Annotated in this window: 19 protein-coding genes and 1 riboswitch; of the genes, 10 read left to right on the top strand and 9 right to left on the bottom strand. The window is 73.5% G+C overall.

Features of this window, described 5'->3' with window-relative positions; translation table 11 throughout:
- Positions 1–74 precede the first annotated feature (74 nt).
- Together BOQ63_RS35475 and BOQ63_RS35470 are read left to right on the top strand one after the other, a co-directional pair.
- A complete protein-coding gene (locus BOQ63_RS35475; RefSeq protein WP_072655626.1) occupies positions 75–1,166 on the top strand; it encodes a PP2C family protein-serine/threonine phosphatase in 1,092 nt (363 codons plus the stop codon).
- A 134-nt stretch (positions 1,167–1,300) separates the two neighbouring features.
- On the top strand, positions 1,301–1,690 hold the full coding sequence (locus tag BOQ63_RS35470; RefSeq protein WP_030279854.1) for a DUF3224 domain-containing protein: 390 nt from the start codon (positions 1,301–1,303) through the stop codon (positions 1,688–1,690).
- A gap of 27 nt (positions 1,691–1,717) precedes the next feature.
- Here BOQ63_RS35470 and BOQ63_RS35465 read toward each other — a convergent pair whose 3' ends face one another.
- Positions 1,718–2,497 carry a poly-gamma-glutamate hydrolase family protein gene (locus tag BOQ63_RS35465; protein WP_051746632.1) on the bottom strand — a complete coding sequence of 260 codons (780 nt, stop codon included), beginning with the start codon at positions 2,495–2,497 and terminating at the stop codon, positions 1,718–1,720.
- 275 nt (positions 2,498–2,772) lie between these two features.
- Here BOQ63_RS35465 and BOQ63_RS35460 point away from each other — a divergent pair, with 275 nt between their 5' ends.
- On the top strand, positions 2,773–3,603 hold the full coding sequence (locus BOQ63_RS35460; protein WP_063737998.1) for a DUF5995 family protein: 831 nt from the start codon (positions 2,773–2,775) through the stop codon (positions 3,601–3,603).
- On the opposite strand, the gene BOQ63_RS35455 is transcribed toward BOQ63_RS35460, so the two are convergent.
- Positions 3,564–5,003, bottom strand: a complete 1,440-nt coding sequence (locus BOQ63_RS35455; RefSeq protein ID WP_030279857.1) for a GuaB1 family IMP dehydrogenase-related protein — start codon at positions 5,001–5,003, stop codon at positions 3,564–3,566. The two genes, BOQ63_RS35460 and BOQ63_RS35455, sit on opposite strands and share 40 nt — an antisense overlap.
- A gap of 305 nt (positions 5,004–5,308) precedes the next feature.
- On the opposite strand from BOQ63_RS35455, the gene BOQ63_RS35450 reads away from it, so the two are divergent.
- Together BOQ63_RS35450 and BOQ63_RS35445 are read left to right on the top strand one after the other, a co-directional pair.
- A complete protein-coding gene (locus tag BOQ63_RS35450) occupies positions 5,309–6,802 on the top strand; it encodes an SDR family NAD(P)-dependent oxidoreductase (RefSeq protein ID WP_094742915.1) in 1,494 nt (497 codons plus the stop codon).
- A 24-nt stretch (positions 6,803–6,826) separates the two neighbouring features.
- Positions 6,827–7,279: a nucleotide triphosphate diphosphatase NUDT15 gene (locus BOQ63_RS35445; RefSeq protein WP_046385422.1), complete on the top strand. Its 453-nt coding sequence runs from the start codon at positions 6,827–6,829 to the stop codon at positions 7,277–7,279.
- A 45-nt stretch (positions 7,280–7,324) separates the two neighbouring features.
- Here the strand turns inward: BOQ63_RS35445 and BOQ63_RS35440 are convergent, their stop codons facing one another.
- The 3 genes from BOQ63_RS35440 to BOQ63_RS35430 are packed head-to-tail and all read right to left on the bottom strand — an operon-like array spanning position 7,325 to position 10,763.
- A complete protein-coding gene (locus BOQ63_RS35440) occupies positions 7,325–9,559 on the bottom strand; it encodes an FtsX-like permease family protein (protein WP_072655625.1) in 2,235 nt (744 codons plus the stop codon).
- Positions 9,556–10,242, bottom strand: a complete 687-nt coding sequence (locus BOQ63_RS35435) for an ABC transporter ATP-binding protein (RefSeq protein WP_030279861.1) — start codon at positions 10,240–10,242, stop codon at positions 9,556–9,558. Before BOQ63_RS35435 ends, BOQ63_RS35440 begins: the two co-directional genes overlap by 4 nt.
- Positions 10,239–10,763 (bottom strand): PadR family transcriptional regulator, encoded by a 525-nt coding sequence (locus BOQ63_RS35430; protein ID WP_030279862.1) that lies wholly within the window; start codon positions 10,761–10,763, stop codon positions 10,239–10,241. Before BOQ63_RS35430 ends, BOQ63_RS35435 begins: the two co-directional genes overlap by 4 nt.
- Before the next feature lie 361 nt (positions 10,764–11,124).
- Here BOQ63_RS35430 and BOQ63_RS35425 point away from each other — a divergent pair, with 361 nt between their 5' ends.
- Complete coding sequence (locus BOQ63_RS35425) at positions 11,125–11,781, top strand: Rv1733c family protein (RefSeq protein WP_141763883.1); 657 nt, start codon at positions 11,125–11,127, stop codon at positions 11,779–11,781.
- 3 nt (positions 11,782–11,784) lie between these two features.
- Here the strand turns inward: BOQ63_RS35425 and BOQ63_RS35420 are convergent, their stop codons facing one another.
- The 3 genes from BOQ63_RS35420 to BOQ63_RS35410 form a co-directional block, all read right to left on the bottom strand.
- On the bottom strand, positions 11,785–12,462 hold the full coding sequence (locus BOQ63_RS35420) for a YoaK family protein (protein WP_072655624.1): 678 nt from the start codon (positions 12,460–12,462) through the stop codon (positions 11,785–11,787).
- A 113-nt stretch (positions 12,463–12,575) separates the two neighbouring features.
- Complete coding sequence (locus BOQ63_RS35415; RefSeq protein WP_030279865.1) at positions 12,576–13,310, bottom strand: MgtC/SapB family protein; 735 nt, start codon at positions 13,308–13,310, stop codon at positions 12,576–12,578.
- A gap of 121 nt (positions 13,311–13,431) precedes the next feature.
- A complete protein-coding gene (locus BOQ63_RS35410) occupies positions 13,432–15,099 on the bottom strand; it encodes an NRAMP family divalent metal transporter (RefSeq protein ID WP_030279866.1) in 1,668 nt (555 codons plus the stop codon).
- Positions 15,100–15,457: 358 nt separating this feature from the next.
- Positions 15,458–15,634, bottom strand: a riboswitch (M-box (ykoK) riboswitch).
- A gap of 177 nt (positions 15,635–15,811) precedes the next feature.
- On the opposite strand from BOQ63_RS35410, the gene BOQ63_RS35405 reads away from it, so the two are divergent.
- From BOQ63_RS35405 to BOQ63_RS35390, 4 genes are all read left to right on the top strand, one after another.
- Positions 15,812–16,573, top strand: a complete 762-nt coding sequence (locus tag BOQ63_RS35405) for an ABC transporter ATP-binding protein (protein ID WP_370863334.1) — start codon at positions 15,812–15,814, stop codon at positions 16,571–16,573.
- Positions 16,570–19,311 carry an FtsX-like permease family protein gene (locus tag BOQ63_RS35400; RefSeq protein WP_150476233.1) on the top strand — a complete coding sequence of 914 codons (2,742 nt, stop codon included), beginning with the start codon at positions 16,570–16,572 and terminating at the stop codon, positions 19,309–19,311. The genes BOQ63_RS35405 and BOQ63_RS35400 overlap by 4 nt, the downstream gene beginning before the upstream one ends.
- A 234-nt stretch (positions 19,312–19,545) precedes the next feature.
- The gene (locus BOQ63_RS35395; protein ID WP_030279869.1) at positions 19,546–19,881 is read left to right on the top strand and encodes a BlaI/MecI/CopY family transcriptional regulator; all 336 of its coding nucleotides are present in this window, start codon (positions 19,546–19,548) and stop codon (positions 19,879–19,881) included.
- A complete protein-coding gene (locus BOQ63_RS35390) occupies positions 19,878–20,780 on the top strand; it encodes a M56 family metallopeptidase (RefSeq protein WP_030279870.1) in 903 nt (300 codons plus the stop codon). The genes BOQ63_RS35395 and BOQ63_RS35390 overlap by 4 nt, the downstream gene beginning before the upstream one ends.
- A gap of 240 nt (positions 20,781–21,020) precedes the next feature.
- Here the strand turns inward: BOQ63_RS35390 and BOQ63_RS35385 are convergent, their stop codons facing one another.
- Positions 21,021–22,091 carry a C40 family peptidase gene (locus BOQ63_RS35385; protein WP_030279872.1) on the bottom strand — a complete coding sequence of 357 codons (1,071 nt, stop codon included), beginning with the start codon at positions 22,089–22,091 and terminating at the stop codon, positions 21,021–21,023.
- Positions 22,092–22,234 lie beyond the last annotated feature (143 nt).

The following is a 22,234-nucleotide window of genomic DNA, read 5'->3' as shown; positions in this document are numbered from 1 at the left end:
TCTCCCGTCCGAGGTGCCGCCTGCGGGGGCACGGACCAGAGTGGACCCTAGGACCGCTCTGCCCTGGAGGACGCGTGACCGCCGACGACGGCCCGGCCGGTGTGCCGCCGCTCCATCTGCCGCGACGCACCCGGCTGCTCCTGTACGGCGCCATCGCGCTGCTGGTCGGCGCCGTCGTGGCCGATCTGGTGACCGGCCCCGGCACTACGCTCTCCCCCGTCCTCGCGGTAGCGCCGGTGCTGGCCGGAGCGACCACCCGGACGGCCCGGGTGCCGCTGATCGCCGGGGCGATCGCCGTCCTCGCGGTCGGGCTGCTGGAGACCACCAACACCGACCTACCGACCGAGGTGCACGTCACCGCGCTGATCACGGTGCTCGCCGCGACGTTGGCCAGCGCCGCCAACGTCGTCCTGGTGGCGGCCCGGGAGCGGCAGTTGTACCAGGTCCGGACGGTGGCCGAGGCGGCGCAGCGGGCCCTGCTGCGACCGCCCGCCGGGCGGATCGGACCGCTGAGACTGGCCGTGCGGTACGTCGCGGCGGCCGCGGAGGCACGGATCGGCGGGGACCTGTACGCCGTGGTGGAGACGCGTTTCGGGGTGCGGATCCTGCTGGGGGACGTGCAGGGACACGGGCTGCCGGCGGTGGAGACGGCGGCGGACGTGCTGGGCGTGTTCCGGGAGGCGGCACGGACCGAGCCCGACCTCACCCGAGTGGCGGAGCGGATGGACGCGGCGCTCGCCGCGCGGTCTGAGGACGGGCGGTTCACCACCGCGCTGCTGCTGGACGTGGCGCCTGACCGGGACACGGTGACGATCGTGAACTGCGGCCATCCCGACCCGCTGCTGCGCCGCGGGGGCAGGGTGAGCGATCTGGAGCCGCCATTCCCTACGCCGCCGCTGGGCCTGCTCGGTCTGACCGGCAGCGGCTACCCGGCGGGCCGCTTCGAGCCGCGGCTCGGCGACCTGCTGCTCCTGCACACCGACGGCGTGTCCGAGGCCCGGGACGCCGAGGGCCGGTTCTACCCGCTGGCGGAACGTCTGCCCTGCCTGCCCGCGGGAAACCCGCAGGACCTGCTGGACGCCCTGCTCGCGGATGTCCGCGGCTGGGTCGGGGAGGCCGGACTGGCCGACGACGCGGCCCTGCTGGCGCTGCTCTGGGAGCAGTGAGGCCCCGCACCGGCGGCGGGCGACGGGCTGGGGCGCGACTGTCAGTACCGTGTGCCAGGCTTCACGCAGGTCGACGATCTGGCGACCGTCCGCCGCGACGGTGCGGACGTACGGGCCGACGAGGGGAGCGTGTCATGGGTGCGGTGGCGAGCGGGTCGTTCGAGCTGACGGCGTTCGAGCCGGTGGAGACGGAGGAGCACGAGGGCGCCTCCTTCGGGCGCGTCAGGATCGCCAAGACCTTCACCGGCGGGCTGAACGGGCGCAGCGAGGTGCGGATGCTGTCCGTCGGCGGCGCGTCGGGCGGGCCCGCCTCGTACGTCGCGGTGGAGCACGTGACGGGCGAACTGGACGGGCGCGCCGGCTCGTTCGTGCTCCAGCACGCGGCCTGGGACACCACCGGGGTGACGATACGCGTGGTGCCGGGCACGGGGGCGGGCGGGCTGGCCGGAATCACCGGCGAGTTCCGGTTGGCCGTCGACGAGTCCGGCACCCACACCTACGTGCTGGAGTACGAGCTGGGCTGACGTCCGCCGCGGCGGGCGGGCGGTGGCTCACGCGTACCGGATCGGCTGGGTCGCCTCCTGGCGCTGGATCGCGGTCCGGACGGCCGTGACGAAGCTCCAGAACAGCGGCAGCGTGTTGGCTCCCGCGTCGGCCCGGGCGTTCCTGGTCGGGGCGAACATCGCGGTCCGCAGCTCGGTGGTCAGCTCCAGCTGGGCGCCCGTGCCGAGCAGTGTGCGGTTGCAGATGTTCTGTGGGTCGTCTCCGGCGAGCTGCTGCCCACCGGAGACGTTCACGGCCCGGATGCCCGCTGCGGCGAACTCCTCCATCAGGTACAGGCGGAGGCCGTGGTTCAGGCCGCCGAGCAGCACCGCCCGGGTACCGGCCTCCAGGCCGGCCGTGGCGGTGGTGCAGCCGTGCAGCGACAGCACGTTGAGGCTGTCGGAGCACATCGCGCGGGCGACGGTGTCGTCGCAGTGGTTCGAGCTGACGTGCAGCGCGCGGTTGCCGGAGGAGCGCAGACCCTCGAACATCCAGTAGTCGTGCACCGGCCCGGTGGCCGGGGTCGGGGCGAGGTCGGCGGGGTGGTAACCGGCGACGGCCAGGCACAGCTGGGAGGTGCCGCCCTCGATTCCGCCGCCGTGCGGGGCGACGACGGTGGTGCGGACGAAGGCCGTACGGCCCTGCGGGCACTGGTTGTCCAGGTGCCGGCGGTAGCGGAGACCGTAGTCCACGCCCTCGACCAGGGTCGGGTCGGCGTACAGAGCCGCGTTGGAGGGGTACAGGTCGGCGGCGATCCGGGTACGGCGGGTGATCGGGATCGGAACCATGGCAGGAGGTGGGGATGTACGGAGCAGGCGAGGCACAACCGCGGAGCGCCGCCCGGGTTCAGGTTCACGCCGCTTCGAAGCGGCGTCGGTCGGCCTGATCGTGTGACAGCGGCTCGACGAACGCGCGCCGCGCCGACAGGCATATCTCCACGCTGCCACGATGATGCGATCAGTGCACGATCAGCCTCGGAGGGTGGCGTATGCCCGGTACAGCGACGGCCCGAGCGGTGACGGCCCGGGCGGTGACAACCCGTACAGCCACGGCACGGACACCGGTGACGATCGAGGAGGTGGTCGACCGGCTGCGGGAGATCGCGGCGGCCCTGCCCCTCGCCGACGGGGTGGCGGTCTTCAACCGGCTCTACCTCACCGTCACCGAAGCGGTCCGTGACCGGCTCGCGGACGGGTACTTCGCCGACCCGCCGGCGATGGCCGAGCTGGACGCGGTGTTCGCCGGGCGGTACCTGCTGGCCGTGGCCGCCGACGGGGCCGGGCAGCAGCCGCCCGCCTGCTGGCGGCCGCTGTTCGCGCTGCGCGCCCACCCGGGCGTACATCCGCTGCAGTTCGCGCTGGCCGGGATGAACGCCCACATCCAGCACGACCTGCCGCTGGCGGTGGTGGACCTCTGCCGCCGGCGGGGCTGTGAGCCCGCCGACGTCGAGCGGGACTACCACCGGATCAACGGGGTGCTGGCCGAGGTGGAGTCGGTCGTCCGGGAGCAGTTGCTGCCCGGGCCCGAGTTGCTGGACTGCGCCGAGCCGCTGACCCACCTGCTGGGGGCCTGGTCGGTCGAGGCCGCCCGGGAGGGGGCCTGGTCCGCCGTCCGGGCCCTCTGGGAGCTGCGCGGGCTCCCGGCCGCCACCGGGGCTTTCACCGCGGCGCTGGACGGCTCGGTCGGCCTGCTCGGCCACGCCCTGCTGCTGCCGCTGGTGCCGTACGAGCGCTGCGCCGGGAGAACCGGGCAGAACGAGCAGCACGGCAGGAGCGACGACGCCCCCGGCACGACCGCGGCCGCCCGGCTCCCCGAAGCGGGGTGCCGGGCGGCCGCCGGGACGGGCGCGGGCGATCAGGCCCAGCTGGAGTGCAGCGGCTTGCCCTCGGCGTAGCCGGCCGCGCTCTGGATGCCCACGATCGCCTTCTCGTGGAACTCCTCGAGGCTGCTGGCGCCCGCGTAGGTGCAGGAGCTGCGCACACCGGCCACGATCGAGTCGATCAGGTCCTCCACGCCCGGGCGGGCCGGGTCGAGGAACATCCGGGAGTGCGAGATGCCCTCCTCGAACAGCGCCTTGCGGGCCCGGTCGTACGAGGAGTCCTGGGCGGTGCGGTTGCTCACGGCACGGGCCGAGGCCATGCCGAAGCTCTCCTTGTACTGGCGGCCGTCGGCGGTGGTCTGCAGGTCGCCCGGGGACTCGTAGGTCCCGGCGAACCAGGAACCGATCATCACGTTGGAGGCGCCGGCGGCCAGCGCCATGGCGACGTCACGCGGGTGGCGCACACCGCCGTCGGCCCAGACGTGCTTGCCGAGCCGGCGGGCCTCGGCGGCGCACTCCAGGACGGCGGAGAACTGCGGGCGGCCGACGCCGGTCATCATCCGGGTGGTGCACATGGCGCCCGGGCCGACGCCGACCTTGAGGATGTCGGCGCCCGCCTCGACGAGGTCGCGGACACCGGCGGCGGAGACCACGTTGCCGGCCACGATCGGGATCTGCGGGTCCAGGCCCCGCACCGCGCGCAGCGCGCTGATCATGCTCTCCTGGTGGCCGTGCGCGGTGTCGACGACCAGCACGTCCGCGCCGGCCTCGATCAGCGCCTTGGCCTTGCCCGCGACGTCACCGTTGATGCCGACGGTGGCGGCGATCCGCAGCTTGCCGTTCGCGTCCACGGCCGGGGTGTACAGGGTCGCGCGCAGCGCGCCCTTGCGGGTGAGGAGGCCGACCAGCTTGCCCTCGCGGTCGACGACCGGGGCGAGCTTGCGGTGGGCCTCGGTGAGCTTGTCGAAGGCCGCGCGCGGGTCGATGTCCTCGTCCAGCACCAGCAGGTCGCGGGACATGATGTCGGCGAGGCCGGTGAAGCGGTCGACGCCCTGGCAGTCGGACTCGGAGACCACGCCGACCGGCTTGTCGTCCTCGACCACCACGAGGGCCCCGTGGGCGCGCTTGTGCAGCAGCGAGAGCGCCTCGGCGACGGTGGCGCCGGGGGTCAGGGTGATCGCGGTGTCGACCACCAGGTGGCGCCGCTTGACCCAGGAGATGACGTCGGCGATGACCTCGGTCGGGATGTCCTGCGGGATGGCGACCAGGCCGCCGCGGCGGGCGACGGTCTCGGCCATCCGGCGGCCGGCTATGGCGGTCATGTTGGCGACGACCAGCGGGATGGTGGTGCCGGTGCCGTCGTTCGAGGAGAGGTCGACACCCTGCCGGGAGCCCACGGCGGAACGGCTGGGGACCATGAAGACGTCGTCGTACGTCAAGTCGTACGAGGGCTTGAGGTCGTTCAGGAAACGCATGAATGGGCTCTCTGGCTGGGAGAAATTACACCTCGGGTGCGGGTGCGGCAGGGCCGCCGGGGCGCACTCGGGCGCCCTGCACCCAGCATTCGATTCTCCGTGAGCACCGGCTCAAAAGCCAGTTCGAGGAGCATTGCTGGGGGTGTGCACAAACCATGATCAATGCTTCGCGTGTAGACATGGACGAACCTCCAAACGCCCTGGCCCGCCCTCGCCCACGTCGGCCTTTCGCCCCGGACCGGGCCGCTCCCGTAGCATTCACGCGGTAACGGCGAGGCGACTGGGAAGCGGCAGCGGGCGTGAGCATCGAGCAGACGGACATCGAACAGGGTCAGAACGAGGAGGAGATCGACTACGGTCCCGGCCTCGACCCCGAGCGGCTGCGGCTCTGCCTGGAGGTGCTCGCGGACCTCGACGAGCTGCACGTCGACCACCCGGACGCGATCACCGTCCGCAAGGCGGTCGGCGGCATATTCCGGACGCTCAAGCAGCGCCGCCGCCAGGAGACCCGGGCCCGCAAGACGGCGAACGACCGCGAGGTCACCGCCCGCACCGCCACCGGCGCCCCGACCCGGATCGACGACGAGACGGCCGGCGCCTTCGGCCTGACCACCGTCACCACCACCGAGATCGCCGGCATCCTGGAGCGGCCGCGCTCCTGCTACACCTGCAAGACCCGCTACGTCGAGGTCGACGCCTTCTACCACAACCTGTGCCAGAAGTGCGCTGTCCTGAACCGCTCCCGCCGGGACGCCCGGGCCGACCTCACCGGCAAGCGCGCGCTGCTGACCGGCGGCCGGGCGAAGATCGGGATGTACATCGCGCTGATGCTGCTGCGCGACGGCGCCCACACCACCATCACCACCCGGTTCCCCAACGACGCGATCCGCCGGTTCAAGGCGATGCCGGACAGCGCCGAGTGGATCCACCGCCTCAAGATCGTCGGCATCGACCTGCGCGACCCGGCGCAGGTGATGGCCCTGGCGGACGAGGTCGCCGCGGACGGCCCGCTGGACATCCTGATCAACAACGCCGCGCAGACCGTGCGCCGCCCGCCGGAGTCCTACCGCGAGCTGGTCAACGCCGAGTCGGCCCCGCTGCCGGCCGGCGAGCTGCCGCAGGCCACCACGATCGGCCGCTTCAACAGCGGAACCGTCGACCTGCCCGCCCTCCCCCGCCAGGCGAGCGGCGGCGAGCAGCGGCTGGCCGCCGAGGACGTCACCTCGCTCGCCCTCGTCACCGGCTCCGCCACCCCGGCCCGGATCGAGGCCGGCACCGCGATCGACGCCGGCGGCCTGGTGCCCGACCTCGCGCCCACCAACAGCTGGGTGCAGACCGTGAGCGAGGTCGGCCCGGTCGAGCTGCTGGAGGTCCAACTCTGCAACTCCACCGCGCCGTTCATCCTGATCAGCCGACTGCGCCCGGCGATGGCGGCGTCCGCGTCGCGCCGCAAGTACGTGGTCAACGTCTCCGCGATGGAGGGCGTGTTCCAGCGCGGCTACAAGGGCGCCGGCCACCCCCACACCAACATGGCCAAGGCCGCGCTCAACATGCTGACCCGCACCAGCGCGCAGGAGATGTTCGAGACCGACGGCATCCTGATGACCGCCGTCGACACCGGCTGGATCACCGACGAGCGGCCGCACCCGGACAAGATGCGGCTGGCCGACGAGGGCTTCCACGCCCCGCTGGACCTGGTCGACGGCGCGGCCCGGGTGTACGACCCGATCGTGCGCGGCGAGGCCGGCGAGGACCTGTACGGCTGCTTCCTCAAGGACTACGAGCGCGGCAACTGGTGACCGCCCGAAGGAGATGACGGCGAAGTGACGACCGCACCGGTGCTCGGCGCCGGGATCATCGTGCCCACCGGGGACGGCCGGGTGCTGGTCGGCCGGCGCACCACGACCGGCGAGCCGCCGACCTGGAGCCTGCCCGGCGGCAAGGTCGACCCGGGCGAGTCCTTCGAGCGGACCGCGGCCCGTGAACTCGCCGAGGAGACCGGCATCGTGCTGCCCGCCGAGGCGATGCGGGTGCTCGCCGTGCACCTGGACCACGAGCTCGGCCGGCCACGGCTGACCGCCGCCGTACTGGCGCCGCCCAGCCTGGCCGAGGCGGTGGTCACCGAGCCGCACGCCTGCGCCGGCTGGGAGCGCTTCCCGGTGGACGCCCTGCCGGAGCCGATGTTCTACCCGTCCGCGCTGGTCCTCGGCAGCTGGCTGCCCGGGCTCGACGGCGTGCGGCGGGAGGGGACGCACGGCTACCCCGTCGCCCGCTGATCCGCGGGCGGCGAGGTCACCGCGTCACCAACTCCGGTGCGGAGTTCAGCCGTTGCGGGCCGACTCCGGCCCGGTGATCCGCCCGAGAAGCGGCAGCGTGGAGGCGATGATCGCCAGCGATGCGGCCAGCCCGAAGCCGACCAGCCCGAAGTACGTCAGGCCGGGCGACACCAGGTCGTAGCTCATCTGGGCTTTGAGGAACATCGCCGCCGCAGCGAAGCCCGTCCCGATCGCGAGCGCCGACACCGCCAGCAGTGGCAGCGCGCTCTCCAGTCCGACCACCCTGCGCAGCAGTTGCAGTGGCGCGCCGGTCAGTCGCAGCATCGCGAACGGGCGCCTGCGGTCGGACAGTCCGGCCACCACGCTCACCGCGAGGCTGCACCCGGCGATCGGCAGGGTGGTCAGCAGCACCACGTTCGCCAGCTGCCGCCAGCTCTGGAGCTTCTTCTGCCCCTCGGAGGCCCAGTCCTCGGCCAAGCGGGGCTCGTAGGTGGGAAAGTCCTTCATGAACAGGGTCCGCAGCTGTTCCTTGGCCGCCTCGGAGCCGTCGGTGGTCGCGTAGAGCATCCGCACCGGGAGCTCGGCCACCTCGGCCCCGGAGATCGCCGCGGCCGGCCACTCGTGCCCGCTGCTGTCCGTCAGGTCGACCAGCTGGTAGGGGTCGACCGCCGCGACGGCGGCTCCGGGCGCACAGTGGCCGATCACGGGGATCCGCGCGAGTTCCGCGCAGTCGACCAGGCTGGGCACCATCCGCCGCTCGCCCTGCTGGAACGCGCCGATCCGGGCCGGGTTGTCGTGGATCAGGGCGATCCCCTGGAACCCGGGAACGGCCCGGGCCCGGGCCAGCACCCGGTCGGGCACGGAGGGCAGCGTGACCGCGTCCTCCTTGTTGCCGAACGGGACGTCCACGATCGCCTTGCGCACCTCGGGGGCGCCGTTCAGCGTGCTCTGGTTGGCGTTGATGGTGCCCATGATGGCCAGGGTTCCGGTGGTCACGAACAGCGCCAGCACCAGGCCGGAGACCGAGCGGAAGCCTGCCCTCGGGTCGTCCGAGAGGCGGCGCGTCGCGATCAGTGAGGCCGGCCGGCCGGTCCGCCGGGCCACCGCCTGGGCGGTCGCCATGGTGAGCCACGGACCGGCGGTCATCAGGCCGAGCATCACCAGCACGAAGCCGGTCAGGTACGCCGCGGACTGCCCGTTGGTGGTCGCCGGCTTGCTGCCGACGAAGTAGCCGAGCTCGGCGAGGCCGGCCACCAGCGGGATCAGCCGCCAGGGGCTCGGCGGCTTCGGGGTGACCCGGCGGGAGACCCCGAGCGGCGAGATGGTGACCCGGCGCAGGGCGAACCGGGCCGCGAGGGCCGCCGCCGCAGGCACGCCCAGCACCGTCACCGCGACCTGCGGCAGGGTCAGGCTCAGGTCGGAGGCGAAGAAGCGGTCGCCGGTGAACGGCACCTCGGCCACCACCGGTTTCAGCGCGAAGTACAGACCGAAGCCGACGGCCGTGCCGATCACCGCGGCCACGGTGGACTCGACGGCCGACATCACCGACACCTGTCCCGGCGTCGCGCCGACCAGGCGCATCGCGGCGTAGCGCTGCTCCCGGGTGGCTGCGGACAGCCGGGTCGCGGTACCGATGAAGATCAGCACCGGGAAGATCAGCGCGGCGGCCACCACGGTGAGCACCAGGACCATCCGGTCCCCGTGCACGCCCGCGCCGTAGCAGGCGGACTCGCAGTCGGTGGGCAGCGCGGTGGCGACGCCGGTGACGGTGGTGGCCCGCGGCAGCGCCCCGACCTCCTCCACGGTCCGGCCGACGACCACGGCCAGGCTGTCCGGGGAGGGCAGCCCGTCGTCGCCGAGGGTCCCGGCGAGCCGCCCGGGGAAGCGGTCCCCGAGCTCCACGGCCGGGGTGTCGCGCATCAGCTTCTCCAGCGCGGGCGAGGCGTAGTACTCGCCGGGCGCGGGCAGTCGGCCCAGGCCGGGCACCACCGGCGAGTTGGGCCCGGTCGGGGCGAGATCGGCCCGGAAGACGGTCTTACCCCGGTAGTAGTCCACCCGGGCGCCCCACCAGAGCGGGTCCGCCGAGGTGGCCGCCGTCGCGCCCTGGACGCCCGTGTTCATCCAGACCTGCCGCTCGTTGGCGCGGTCGATCGCGTTCATGCTGGAGAAGGTGGACAGCAGCAGCCCGACCCCGATCGCGACCGCCGCCGCGATCATCAGTAGCCGGGCCACGGCCTCCCGGCCGCCGCTGAAGGCGAGCCTGAGCGCGAAGGGGATCACGGGGCCACCGGTCCGGCGGAGAGCGTACGGGCCTGGCCGTCGCGGACGATCGCCTCGCGGTCGGCGTAGGCGGCGACCCTCGGCTCGTGGGTGACCAGGATGACGGTGGTGCCCTGCTCCCTGGCCGCGGCGACCATCAGCTCCATCACCTGCTCGCCGGTCAGCGAGTCCAGCGCGCCGGTCGGCTCGTCGGCGAACAGCACCTGCGGACGGGCCACCAGGCCGCGGGCGAGCGCGACGCGTTGGGCCTGACCGCCGGACAGCTCACCGGAGCGGCGGTTCTCCATGCCGTCCAGACCGAGCCGGGCGAACCAGGGGCGGGCCTGGGCCAGCGCGGCGCCCCGGCGCACGCCGTTCAGCAGCAGCGGCAGGGCGACGTTCTCCTCGGCCGTCAACTCCGGAACCAGCTGGCCGAACTGGAAGACGAAGCCGAACTGGTCCCGGCGCAGGGCGCTGCGTCGCGCCTCGCTCATGCTGTCCAGGCGCTGCCCGTTGAACAGCACCTCGCCCGCGTCGGGCACCAGGATGCCCGCCAGGCAGTGCAGTAACGTCGACTTGCCGGAGCCGCTGGGGCCCATGATGGCGAGCACCTCGCCGGCTCCGACGGACAGGCTGGCCCCGCGCAGAGCGGGCGTCTCGCCGAAGGCGAGGGCGAGGTCGCGGGCCTCGATCACCGGGGTCATGCGCGCACCTCCGCGGCGAGCGCGTCGAGCCGGGCGACCGTGAGGTCGATCCAGCGCAGGTCGGCCTCCAGGTGGAACAGGCCGTGGTCGGCGAGCAGGGCGTCCACCAGCGGTCCGCCGCGGCGCAGTTCGGTGAGTTCGCGCATCCGGCGCAGGTGGGCGGCGCGCTGGGTGTCCAGGTACTGCTCGGCGTCGCGGCCGAGCATGAGGGCCAGCACCACCTTGGTGAACAGCACGGACTGCAGGTTGGGTTCGGGCGCGACCGGGTCCCGGAGCCAGGTCTCGAACTCGGTCGCCCCCGTCTCGGTGATGACGTAGCGCTTGCGCTCGGGCCCGTCGCCGGGTTCGGCCTCACCGGCCATCACCTTGCCGTCGCGGGCCAGCCGGCCGAGGGTCGCGTACACCTGGCCGTACGGGAGGGGCTTGCCCCGGCCGAAGAGGGAGTCGTAGTCGCGCTTGAGGTCGTAGCCGTGACTCGGCTCCCGCTCCAGCAGCCCGAGGAGGGTCAAAGGAACACTCATGGGGAGGACCATACACCAGGGATATACACCGAGTGTATATCTGCGAAGGGTACGGAGCCGACCTGGCGAAACGTCAACTCGCTGCAAGCGGAGGGCAGGAGGCGGCCGCACGACCGCCCCCTGCTCCGCACCACCGGCCGGAACCCCCACGGTCCGACCGGGCCGACGCCGCGCCCAGGCACGGGGGCGCGACCGGACCCCAGCCTGCCCGCCCTGGGGGCGGCTGCCGAGGGCCGAACGTCCCGGGTGATCAGGGCCCGAGGTGCTACGAACGCGCACCACTCTTGTGCGAGGGGGGCGCTCGGGTGGAAATTGGGTGACGAAACCCCGTACGCGCCCGCGTCCTTGAGGAGACCTCAGCGTGTCCAGCACATCCCGCCCGGCCAGGCCCGCGTCGCTCCCGCGGCGAACCGGCCGAGGGCTGCGGCGGGCCTTCGGTGCCCGGCACGAACCGTTGGCCCGCCCCCTCGACCGGGCCCGCGCCCGCGCCTGGCTGCTCACCGTCCTCGGCGGCTTCCTCGCCACCGCCCTCGCCGTCGGCGGAGCGCTGCTGTTCTACCGCTCCACCGCGCCGCAGGCGGACGCCGACCGGGCCCGGCTGCACCGGGTCGACGCCGTGGTGACGGCGGCAACCGAACACGGCGTCACCACCGGCAGTCGCTTCTCCGGCGGCTACGGCAGCCGGGTCGACGCCGAGGCCTCCTGGACCTACCCCGGAGCCACCCGGCACACCGGCATCGTCCAGGCCCCGCGTGCGGCAACCACCGGAACCGTCGTCCCCATCTGGGTCGACCCCGCCGGGAACGCCAGCACTCCCCCGGTCGACCGCGGCGCCCTCGCCGTCTCCGCCGCCTGTACCGGCACCGGCGCCCTCCTCACCCTGTTCGCCTTCCTCGCCTTCGCCCTGCGCCTGCGCCTGAACGTGCTCGACCACCGCGCCGAGGCGGAGTGGACCGCCGGCTGGGCCCGCCTGGAACCGCTCTGGAGCGGCCGTGCGGGCAACCGCCTGGAGGACTGAACCTCAGCGCCGTCGCGTCCAGGCCGGCGCCGGGTTCGGCCTGGCCGCGTGGTGGGTGAGGGCGGCGACGGCGACCAGCAGGGCGAAGGCCAGGGCCAACGCGACGGGGACGGAGGCGTGGAGGACGAGCAGGGCGCCGAGGAGGGCGCCGGCGAACATCCAGACCGCCGAGGCCAGGCGGCGGGAGCCGGTGAGGTCCGCGGCGAGGGCGGTGAGGGTCATGGTGAGCACGGTGGTGGGCAGGTCCGGGACCTTGAGCGAGCGGGCCACCGCGTTCTGCCCGCCCATGGCGAGGGCCAGCAGCCCGATCAGGGTGTAGCGGGCCGACTCGGAACTGTGGCCGACCGCGGCCGCCAGGAGGACGCTCACGGCGACGAAGACCGCCTGGACGGCGATGGCGACGGTCAGCAGGCGGCCCCGGTGGCCGGGCAGGTGCCGGGAGAGGTGGCCGCCGGCCAGGGCGCCGAGCAGGAACGCGGCCAGGGCGGCCAGCGAGGCGGTGGCGGACAGTCCGGGGGCGCCGGCCAGGGCGAAGCCGAGGAACACCACGTTGCCGGTCATGTTGGCGACGAAGACGTGCCCCAGCGCCAGGTAGCTGACCGCGTCCACCACCCCGGTGATCACGGTCAGCACCAGCAGCATCGGCACCAGCGGCCCGTGCTCGGGGTCGACTTTCAGCATCGGGCCTCCCGGAAGGTTCGTGTGACGGTCCTTCCGTTCTACACCGACAGGCCCTGGGGCCCGTCTCCGAACTCCTGTCGTCCGCCCCGCGGACGCGAGTTCGAAGGCGGGCCCTACGCCAGCGCCGGGTTGCCCGGCTCGTCCGACTCGTCGTCCAGGTGCCAGTGGAGGTCCCGTACGCCGGGCTCCAGGGACAGCCGGGTGACGACCTGTTCGAGGGCCGGGGCGACCTGGCCGTTGATCGCCACGGTGGCCCGCAGGCTGGTGGCGTCACCCTGGTCGGTGCGGCGGGCGCGCAGGCCGGTGGGGGCGAGGCCGGAGGCGGCCAGGGCCTGGAGCAGCAGGGCGCGGATGTGGGTCTCGGACTTGCGGTCGCACTCCAGGTGGACGGTGGCCCGGGAGGTGGAGTCCGGGTCACTGCCGGCCTGCGGGGCCCGGTCGAGCAGCCGCCCGGCGGGGCGCAGCACCAGGTGGACGGCCAGCACGGCGAGGGTGCCGAGGACGGCGAGGTCCAGCTTGCCGGAGGCGGCCAGCACCCCGACGGCGGCCGAGCACCACAGGGTCGCGGCGGTGTTGAGGCCGCGCACGCCGGCGCCGTCGCGCAGGATGACGCCACCGCCGAGGAAGCCGATGCCGGAGACGACGTAGGAGGCGACCCGGGTGGGGCTGCCGGTGTCGCCGACGGCCTCGCTGTACAGGACGAACAGGGTGGCGCCGGCGGCGACCAGGGCGTTGGTGCGCAGGCCGGCCATCCGGGCGCGCCACTGGCGTTCGACGCCGATCAGCGCGCCGCAGGCGACGCCGGTGGCGAGCCGGACCAGGAACTCGACGGTGGTCAGGGTGTGCACGACGGCACCTCCTCCAGGTGGGCCGCGAAGGACTCGCGGAGGTCGCGGGGACCGCGGAAAGGGAACGGACGGGTGGCGAGCCGCCGCTCACCACCCGTCCGTGGGAACCGTGACCGGTGGCTCAGTGGTTCAGCGCGGTCTGCACGATCTTGATGATGACCATGATCATCGCGATCAGCAGGTAGGCGCGCAGGGCGCCCATGCCGACCTTGCGGGCGGTGGACATCACCGGACGGCTCAGCGTCTCCAGCGGGGGCATCCGCCAGTCCTCGCGGCCGGTGCGGTCGATCGGGTCCTCCTTGGCGGCGGTGCGGCCGGCCGTGAAGAAGTACCCGGCGACCAGGACGCCCACGACACCGCAGCCGCCCATGATCCACAGGATCGCGTCGGAGCTGATGTCCGGCCAGACCACCGAGGCGGTCAGGATCAGCGAGAGCATCACCAGCACGCCGACCACCGTCGAGGTGAAGGCGTTGGTCCTCGGCCCGTTGACCCAGGGGCCGAGCACGGCCCGGTCGTTGCAGAGCAGCAGCAGGAACACGGTGGCGGAGGGCAGCAGCACTCCGGCCAGCACCTGGACGAACTGGGTGATCAGGCCCTGGGTGTAGTCGTCGGACAGCAGGGTGATCGCCGCCGCGACCACCACCAGGCCCGCGTACACCGCGTAGAAGCCCTTGGCACCCTTGACGCCCCGGTGCAGCGAGTGCTTGATGCCGAACACGTCGCCTATCGCGTAGGCGGTCGAGAGGGAGACGGCGAAGGCGCCGATGATCGAGGCGTCCAGCAGGGCGATGGCGAACAGCACGCCCGCGAGGTGGCCCGCCTTGTCCTCGATGCCCTTGGCCACGGCGGCGGTGTCGGAGAACTGCCCGAAGCCGTCGGTGCCCGCGAAGGCCGCCGCCGTGAGGCCGATCAGCGCCGCCGCGCCGACGATGACCACGACGATCCCGATCCACAGGTCGACCTTCTCGTACTTCATGAAACGCGGGGTGATCCGCTTGTCGATGACGTACGACTGCTGGAAGAACAGCTGCCAGGGGGCGACGGTGGTGCCGACGATCGAGATGATGACCAGCATCACGGCGGCCAGCCGGCCGGCGCCGCCCGGCATGGTCGGCGTCACGAAGTCGTGGGCCATCTGCGAGGTCCTGGGGTGGACCATGAAGTAGATCGGCACCAGCAGCAGCGAGCCCACGCACAGCGTGATGGCCACGCGCTCGAAGCGCTGGAAGGAGCCGGTGAAGGCCGAGGCGATGATGATCGCCGCCGCCAGCACCACCGAGACGGCCTTCGGCAGGCCCAGGTACCCGGCCGCCATGGTGACGCCGATGAACTCGGTGACCAGGGTGAGGGCGTTGAGCAGGAAGAGGTCGATGACGCTGAACGCGCCCCAGAACTTCCCGAACCGCTCCAGGATGAGGCGGGCGTGGCCGACGCCGGTGACGGCGCCCAGGCGCAACACCATCTCCTGGTTGACGTACAGCACCGGGACCAGCATCAGCAGGGTCCACAGCAGCTGGGTGCCGTAGTTCTGCCCGGCCTGGCCGTAGGTGGAGAAGGCGCCGGCGTCGTTGTCGCCGACCATCACGATCAGGCCGGGGCCGACGATCGCCAGCAGGGTCTTGAGCCGGGCGGAGAGTCCGCTGCGGGGGGTGGTGTCGTCGAGCCGGATGGTGCCGAGCGCGCCCTTGATGTCGCCGACGTGGGCGTCGTCGAGCACGGCGGCCCGGGCAGCGGTGGGAGCGGTGGGGACCGTGGGAACCTTCGGGTCCAGCATCACGTTGGTCATGGCGGGGCCTCCCTGCCCTCTTCCTAGAGAGGGCGACAGGGGGCACGCAGCAGCGATCCTCCCTGCGGGCGCACGACGTCCGCTCCGTACGGCGACGCTGAGCGGCGGCGGCCGTGCGGGCATGACGAAGCGTCAGGCGGCTTACGTCCGGGCATGGTTGAGCGCGGGACGAAGCGCCGGGTGAACGCGCAGGGAAGGTTGTTACCGCGTGCCGGAGGTGTTCGAGAGCATGCGGGGGCAGGGGCTACTGTGGCCCGGACTATTGCAGTCCATTTCTCTCCCCTCCTCCCGGTCGGGGGCGCACCGACTGTGCGCCGCGTCGCGACACGGCAAGGAGCACACCGGCCGACGATGGACCGGTACACCCCAACTCGTCAGAGCTTTGGCACTCCACGGCGTGTCCAGCCGGATCGGCCGGAAGCCACTTGGGGTCAACCCTTAACTCGGGAAGACCTGTCCTGAACCTGGGCGTCTCTCGACGTCGTCGGGTCAGTGGCCTGTGTCCGTGAAGACGCCTCACCGAACGAGGTGCCTTTTCAAACCTCCAAAAGCATAGACCCGCCACGGCCACGCGGTGTCACCTTTTCGGCTGATCTTCGACAGCTTTGTAGAAGCTTGACCAAACCCGGGCCGGCTTGCGCATCCGCTCGCGACATATATAGTTCACCGACATATGCAGCTGAACAGCTCACGAGGGGGAACTGTGTCCCACATCGATCCGAGCCGGCCCGCACCCGTCCTGCAGCTGTCCGGGGTCTCCCGGGTGCACGGGCACGGCGCCGCAGAGGTGCACGCCCTGCGCGGAGTCGACCTGACCGTTCACGCGGGCGAGTTCGTCGCCGTGATGGGGCCGTCCGGCTCCGGGAAGTCGACCCTGCTGACCCTGGCCGGCGGGCTGGACCTGCCCAGCGACGGCCAGGTGCTGGTCGAGGGCGTGGCCCTCCGCGGACTCAGCCGGGGCCGCCTCGCCGACCTGCGGCGGCGCTCCGTCGGGTACGTCTTCCAGGACTACAACCTGATCCCGGCGCTCACCGCCGCCGAGAACATCGCCCTGCCCCGCGAACTCGACGGCGTCTCCGGCCGCACCGCCCGCCGGGAGGCCCTCGCCGCCCTGGAGGAACTCGGCATCGGCGAACTCGCCGACCGCTTCCCCGACGACATGTCCGGCGGTCAGCAGCAGCGCGTCGCCATCGCCCGCGCCCTGATCGGCGAGCGCCGGCTCGTCCTCGCCGACGAACCGACCGGCGCCCTCGACTCCGCCACCGGCGACGCCGTGCTCGCCGTCCTGCGCGCCCGCTGCGACGCCGGCGCCGCCGCCATGATGGTCACCCACGAGGCCTCGCACGCCAGTTGGGCGGACCGGGTGGTTCACCTGCGGGACGGAGCGGTCGCCTCGGAGAGCGTCGGACGCCGCTCCGGCGGCTGCCGGGCCGCCGTCCACCGGCCCAACTCTCTGGACGAGGTGGTCCGGTGAGGTTCGGAGCGTGGAAGGTCGCACTGCGGCTCGCCCGGCGCGACGCGCTGCGGGCCAAGGGACGCAGCGCCCTCATCCTGGCCATGGTGGCACTGCCCGTCCTCGGGGTCACCGGCGCCGACGTGGTCCACCGCAGCGGTCAACTGACCCCGGCCGAACGGGTCGAGCGGGTGGTGGGCGGCGCGGACGCGCTGGTCACCGCGCTCAGCCCGGGCCAGAGCGTCGAACAGGCCCCGGTCGCCGAGGACGGCGCCTTCGCCGTCCAGCCCCGCCCGGGCCGGCAGCCGACGCCCGAGCAGCTGAAGGCCGCGGGCGCCGATCCGGCCGCCCTGGTCACCTCGCTGCTGCCGCCCGGCAGCACGCTCACCCCCGCCCGGACCGGCCCGGAGACCGGCGCGAGCTCGCCCGAGGGGCTGGTCCGCACCCTCACCACCGAGGCCGACCTCGGCGACCCGGTCTGGCGCGGCCGGCTGGACCTGGTCAAGGGCCGCGCCCCGACCACACCGCACGAACTGGCCGCCACCCAGGCCTTCCTGGACCACGCCGGGCTCTCGCTCGGAAGCACCACCACGGTCCAGGGGCTGGAGGGGACCCCGTACACCCTCACCGGCGTCGTGGAGCACCCGGGCGAGCTCGGCCGGGTCGAACTCGTCGCCAGGCCCGGCGAGTTGCTCGACCAGCTGGCCGCCGCCGCGGAGCCCGGACGCCCCGCCGCCGAGCGGGCGCAGAGCGCACACCCGTCCTGGCTGGTGCACCTGCCGGGCGGGGCCGCCCTCGACTGGGCGAAGGTCCAGCTGTTCAACGCCCACGGCTACACCCTCACCGCGCGTTCGGTCGCGCTCGACCCGCCGCCGTACGGGGCCGTCCCCTACTTCAGGGACTCCGCCACCTACCGCGATCCCGCCGCCGGCAACAGCACCAGGGTCGTGGTCGCCACCGTGACCGGGATGGCGCTGCTCGAGGTCGCCCTGCTCGCCGGGCCGGCCTTCGCGGTCGGCGCCCGGCGCTCCCGCCGCCGGCTCGCCCTGCTGGGCGCGGCCGGCGGCCGGCGCACACACATCGGCGCGGTCGTGCTCGGCGGCGGCCTGGTGCTCGGCCTGGCCGGCGCGGCGCTCGGAGTGACCCTCGGCACCGGGCTGGTCGCAGCGCTGCGGCCGGTGATCGAGGAGGTCGGCGGCGCGCGCTTCGGCCACTTCGCGCTGCCGGTGCCGGACCTGCTGGCGATCGCCGGGATCGGCCTGCTCACCGCGCTGCTCGCGGCCGCGCTGCCGGCGTGGCAGGCCGCCCGGCGCAGCGTCACCGCCGGGCTCACCGGGCGGGACACCGTCCGGGCGCCCAACCGCCTGGTCACCGTGCTCGGCGTGGCACTGATCCTCGGCGGCGGCGCGATCGCGGTGTACGGCGCCGGCGCGGTGCGGCGCGGACTGCCCGTGGTGAGCACCTACGACACCCGTACGCTCACCGTGCTCGGCGGCTCGGTCACCGCCGAACTCGGCCTGCTCGCCTGCACCCCGCTGCTGGTCGCGCTGTTCGGCCGGTTGGCCGGACGGCTGCCGCTCGGCCCCCGACTGGCGCTGCGGGACTCCGCCCGCAACCGCTCGCGCACCGCCCCGGCCGTCGCCGCGGTGATGGCGGCGGTGGCCGGGGCCGTCGCCATCGGGGTGTACAGCACCAGCACCGACGCCGAGAACCGGCGCGACTACCGGCCGCAGGCCCCGTACGGCGCCGTCCAGCTGATCAGCCACAACGACGGGCCGAAGGCCGCCCAGCTGCCGGCCGAGGTGGAGAAGCAGCTGACCGGGCTCGGCGGGCTGGCCGACGTCGGCCAGCTGGTCTACCGGTTCTGCGACAACTGCTCCAGCACCGTCGTGCTCAAGGGCCCGGCCGACGTGCGCAGGCTCGCCGACCTGCCGCACGTCGCCACCGGGGACGTCGCCGTGCTGCACAACCTGTTCGACGTCCGCGACGCCGCGGCCGAAAAGGCCCTGGCGGCCGGGAAGTTGCTGGTCTTCGACCGCTCGCTGATCGGTGCCGACGGCAAGGCCGTGCTGCTGCTGCGCGGCGGCGGCGGTGCGCCGCTGCAGCCCGGGCAGATCCCCAGGACCGACCTCCAGGAAGTCCCGGTCGACGCGGTGCTGGTCGACGACCCGGCCGCCGCCCGCTTCGCCCAGGGGCTCATGCCGACCACCGCGCTGACCGGGCTCGGCCTCGCCTCGGCACCCCAGGGCGCGGTGTGGCGCCCGACCACCCCGCCCGACCGCAAGGCGCAGCAGCGGGCCGCGGCCGCCGCCGTCCGGCTGGACCACTACGCCGAGCTGACCGTCGAGCGCGGCTACCAGCCCAAGAGCGACGCGATCACCCTCGCCCTCACCGGCTTCGCCGCACTGGTCGTGCTCGGTGCGGCCGGGATCGCCACCGGGCTCGCGGCCGCCGACTCCCGGCAGGACCAGGCCACCCTGGCCGCCGTCGGCGCTCCGCCGCGGATCCGCCGGACCATGGCCGGCCTGCAGTGCGCGCTGATCGCCCTGCTCGGGGCGGTGCTCGGGGCGGCCAACGGGTTCGTCCCGGCGGTGGGGCTGCTGAAGTCCCGGGCCAGTGGGGCCGGTTCGCAGCCGGCGCTGATCACCGCGCCCTGGGGAGAGCTACTGCTGGTCGTGCTGGTGCTGCCGGTGGTGGCGGGGCTGCTCGCGGCCCTGTTCACCCGCTCCCGGGTGGCACTGGGGCGGCGGCTGTCCTGATCGGTAGTGCTGACCGGTCGTCCTGATCACCGCTTGAGCACGTCCGGCACGCGCTGAGCACCGATCGGGCACCCTCCGGGCGCCGTGGGCGCCCGTTCCCGTCACCCGGGAGCGGGCGCCCGGCGCGCGCCGTAGCATGGGCCGCGTTCCAGCGGGCGAAGGGCGCCGGCGAACGGTTCGGCGAGGGAGACGAGGGCGGTGCTACGGGGTTTCGGCGATCTCGAAGCCGAGATCATGGACCGGCTGTGGTCCTGGGGCCGTCCGGCCACGGTGCGCGAGGTGGTCGACGACCTCCAGCAGCAGCGGGCGGTCGCCTACACCACCGTCACCACCGTCGCCGACATCCTGCACACCAAGGGCTGGCTGCGCCGGGACAAGGTCGGCCGCGCCTGGGTGTACGAGCCGACCTGCACCCGGGAGGCGTACACCGCCCAGCTGATGCACCAGGCGCTGGAGACCAGCCCGGACCGGGCCGGCGCGCTGCTGCACTTCGTCGACCGGATCAGCGGGGACGAGGCGTCCGCGCTGCTCGCCGCCCTCGAACAGGTGAAGGCCCGGGACGTCGGGTGACGCTCGCCCTGCTCGGCCTCCACCTGGCCGTGACCGGCGTGCTGCTGCCCCGCCTGCTGGCCGGCTCGGCCCGGCTCCAGGCCCGCCCGGCCCTCGGCGCGGCCCTGTGGCTGGCGCTGATGGCCTCCTTCACCGTCGCCCTGGTGCTCGCCGGGCACCACGCCGTCGAGCCCGCCGCACACGAGCCGGCCGGCCTGCTCGGGCTGCTCGGGCCGATCGGCCTGCTCCCCCACCTCGAAACGACCGGGCCGGTGCTGCCCCACACCCACGACTGGTGGCTGCTGGCCGCCGCCGGGGCGGTGCTCGCCGCGCTGGTGGCCGCCGTCGGCGTCCGGGCCGGACGGGCCCGGCGGCGGCACCGGGCGGTGCTGGACGTGGTCGCCGTACGGGACCGGCGCTGGGGCGCGCTGGTACTGGAGCACGCCCACCCGACCGTCTACTGCCTGCCCGGGCGCCGCTCCCGGGTCGTGCTGTCGCGCGGGGCGCTGCGGCTGCTGGACGAACGGCAGCTGGCCGCGGCCGTCGCCCACGAGCACGGGCACATTCGCGGCCGCCACCACCTCTTCCGGTTGCCCGCCGACACCTTCGCCCTGCTGTTCGGGCCGCTGCCGCTGGCCCGGCTGGGACGTTCGGAGGTGGCACTGCTGCTGGAGATGGCGGCGGACGACGCGGCGCTGGCGAAGGTGTCCCGGGGCGAACTGGCCTCGGCGCTCTGCGCGCTGGCCACCTCCGGGGGCACTCCGGGCGGCACGCTCGCGGTCGCCTCCACCGGGGTGCTCGCCCGGGTCCGCCGGCTGGCCCGGCCCGGCAGCGGCCGGCGGCGCCGACCGGTCTGGTGGCTCGGGCTGTTGACGCTGCCCGCGCTGCCGTACCTGCTGGCCTGCGCGCCGCATCCGTGAACCGCCCGGCCGACGCCGGGCTTTCGATGCTCCGGGGCGGGTGTGTCGGCCATGGCGCTCTCTCCGTGACAACCCTGGGCTGTGCGGGGAGGCCGAGCCGATGCCCCGTACGGTTGAAGGGCCTTGAGGGCCGTTCAACCGTACGGGGCAGACCCATTGGGCGAGGCCGAGATGCGCATGCCCGTCCCGTACCGGGTGGCTGAGGGCGTCCGCTGACGGGCGGTCACCCCGCGGCGACGGCTACGGCCGGACGGCACCCATGTAGGGCATCGCGGAGATCGGGAGGACCTCGACGTTCTTGCCGGTGCGCGGGGCGTGGATCATCTTGCCGTCGCCGATGTAGATGCCGACGTGGTGGATGTCGTTGTAGAAGAAGACCAGGTCGCCGGGCTGGAGGGCGTCGCGGGAGATGCGCGGGCCGTCGTTCCACTGGTCCTGCGACATCCGGGAGATCCTGACGCCGGCCGCCTTGTACGCCTGGCTGGTGAGGCCGGAGCAGTCGAAGCTGTCCGGGCCGCTCTTGCTCCAGCCGTACGGCTTGCCGAGCTGGGCCTGGGCGAACGCGATGATGGCGGCGGCGCGGCCGCTGGCGGGCGGGGCCGGGGTGTTCAGGTCCTGGCGGGCCGAGGAGCGGGAGGCGCGGTCGGCGGCGGCGGCCTGCTGGGCCTCGGCCTTGGCCTTGTCGGCGGCCTGCTGGGCGTTGACCTTGGCGCGGTCCTCGGCGCCCAGCTTGTTGAGCACGGCCTGCGCCTGGGACAGCTTGGTCTGGATCTCCCGCTTCTTGGCCACCAGTTCGGCGCCGACCGAGTCGAGCTGGGCGAGCGTGGCGGTGGCCTCGGCGCGGTCCTGGTCGAGCTTGCGCTGCTCGTCCTGGGCCTGCCTGAGCAGGGCCGCCTGGCCGTCGGTGACCTGGTTCTGCACCGCGGCGCGCTCCAGGTAGGCGGCCGGGTCGGAGTCGAGCATCAGCTGGACGGACGGGTCGATGCCGTTGTTGCGGTACTGGTCGGCGGCGACCGCGCCGAGCCGGGTGCGCAGCTCGTTCATCGCATCCTGGCCGCGTGCGACCTTCTCCTGGATCTTGTTGGCCTCGCCCTGCAGCTTCTGCTGCTTGTCCTGGAAGCCGTTGTACTGCTCGACGGACTGCTCGGCCTCCTCGTTGAGCTTGTCCACCTGCTCCTTGACGGAGGCGAGGGTCGGGGTCGGCTCGGCGTGGGCGGTACCGGCGGCGAGCACCGCGCCGCCGGCCATCGCCGTGGTGAGGACCGCCATGCGGGCCCGGCTCGGGGGGCTGGGCTTGCGGCGCTTTCCCATCGCGGTGGGCTCCTTCGAGGGGCTTCGGACTGCGTCGGGGACGTCCGGGGTGGCCCGGGGGCGTCTTCGGACGGCGTCGGGGACGTCTTCGGGCAGCGTCGGGGGACGGCGAAGGACGGGCGGGGCCGTACGGGGATGCCGTC

Source organism: Streptomyces viridifaciens, assembly GCF_001888885.2.
Classification (GTDB): domain Bacteria; phylum Actinomycetota; class Actinomycetes; order Streptomycetales; family Streptomycetaceae; genus Kitasatospora; species Kitasatospora aureofaciens.
This window is presented reverse-complemented; position numbering and strand designations above follow the sequence as displayed.

Excerpts from the sequence above, each read along its gene's own strand:
- BOQ63_RS35430 (WP_030279862.1), bottom strand. The coding sequence starts at position 10,763 with ATGAGTGTTCCTTTGACCCTCCTCGGGCTGCTGGAGCGGGAGCCGAGT.
- BOQ63_RS35385 (WP_030279872.1), bottom strand. The coding sequence starts at position 22,091 with ATGGGAAAGCGCCGCAAGCCCAGCCCCCCGAGCCGGGCCCGCATGGCG.
- BOQ63_RS35470 (WP_030279854.1), top strand. The coding sequence starts at position 1,301 with ATGGGTGCGGTGGCGAGCGGGTCGTTCGAGCTGACGGCGTTCGAGCCG.
- BOQ63_RS35410 (WP_030279866.1), bottom strand. The coding sequence starts at position 15,099 with ATGACCAACGTGATGCTGGACCCGAAGGTTCCCACGGTCCCCACCGCT.
- BOQ63_RS35435 (WP_030279861.1), bottom strand. The coding sequence starts at position 10,242 with ATGACCCCGGTGATCGAGGCCCGCGACCTCGCCCTCGCCTTCGGCGAG.
- BOQ63_RS35465 (WP_051746632.1), bottom strand. The coding sequence starts at position 2,497 with ATGGTTCCGATCCCGATCACCCGCCGTACCCGGATCGCCGCCGACCTG.
- BOQ63_RS35455 (WP_030279857.1), bottom strand. The coding sequence starts at position 5,003 with ATGCGTTTCCTGAACGACCTCAAGCCCTCGTACGACTTGACGTACGAC.
- BOQ63_RS35420 (WP_072655624.1), bottom strand. The coding sequence starts at position 12,462 with ATGCTGAAAGTCGACCCCGAGCACGGGCCGCTGGTGCCGATGCTGCTG.
- BOQ63_RS35395 (WP_030279869.1), top strand. The coding sequence starts at position 19,546 with ATGGACCGGCTGTGGTCCTGGGGCCGTCCGGCCACGGTGCGCGAGGTG.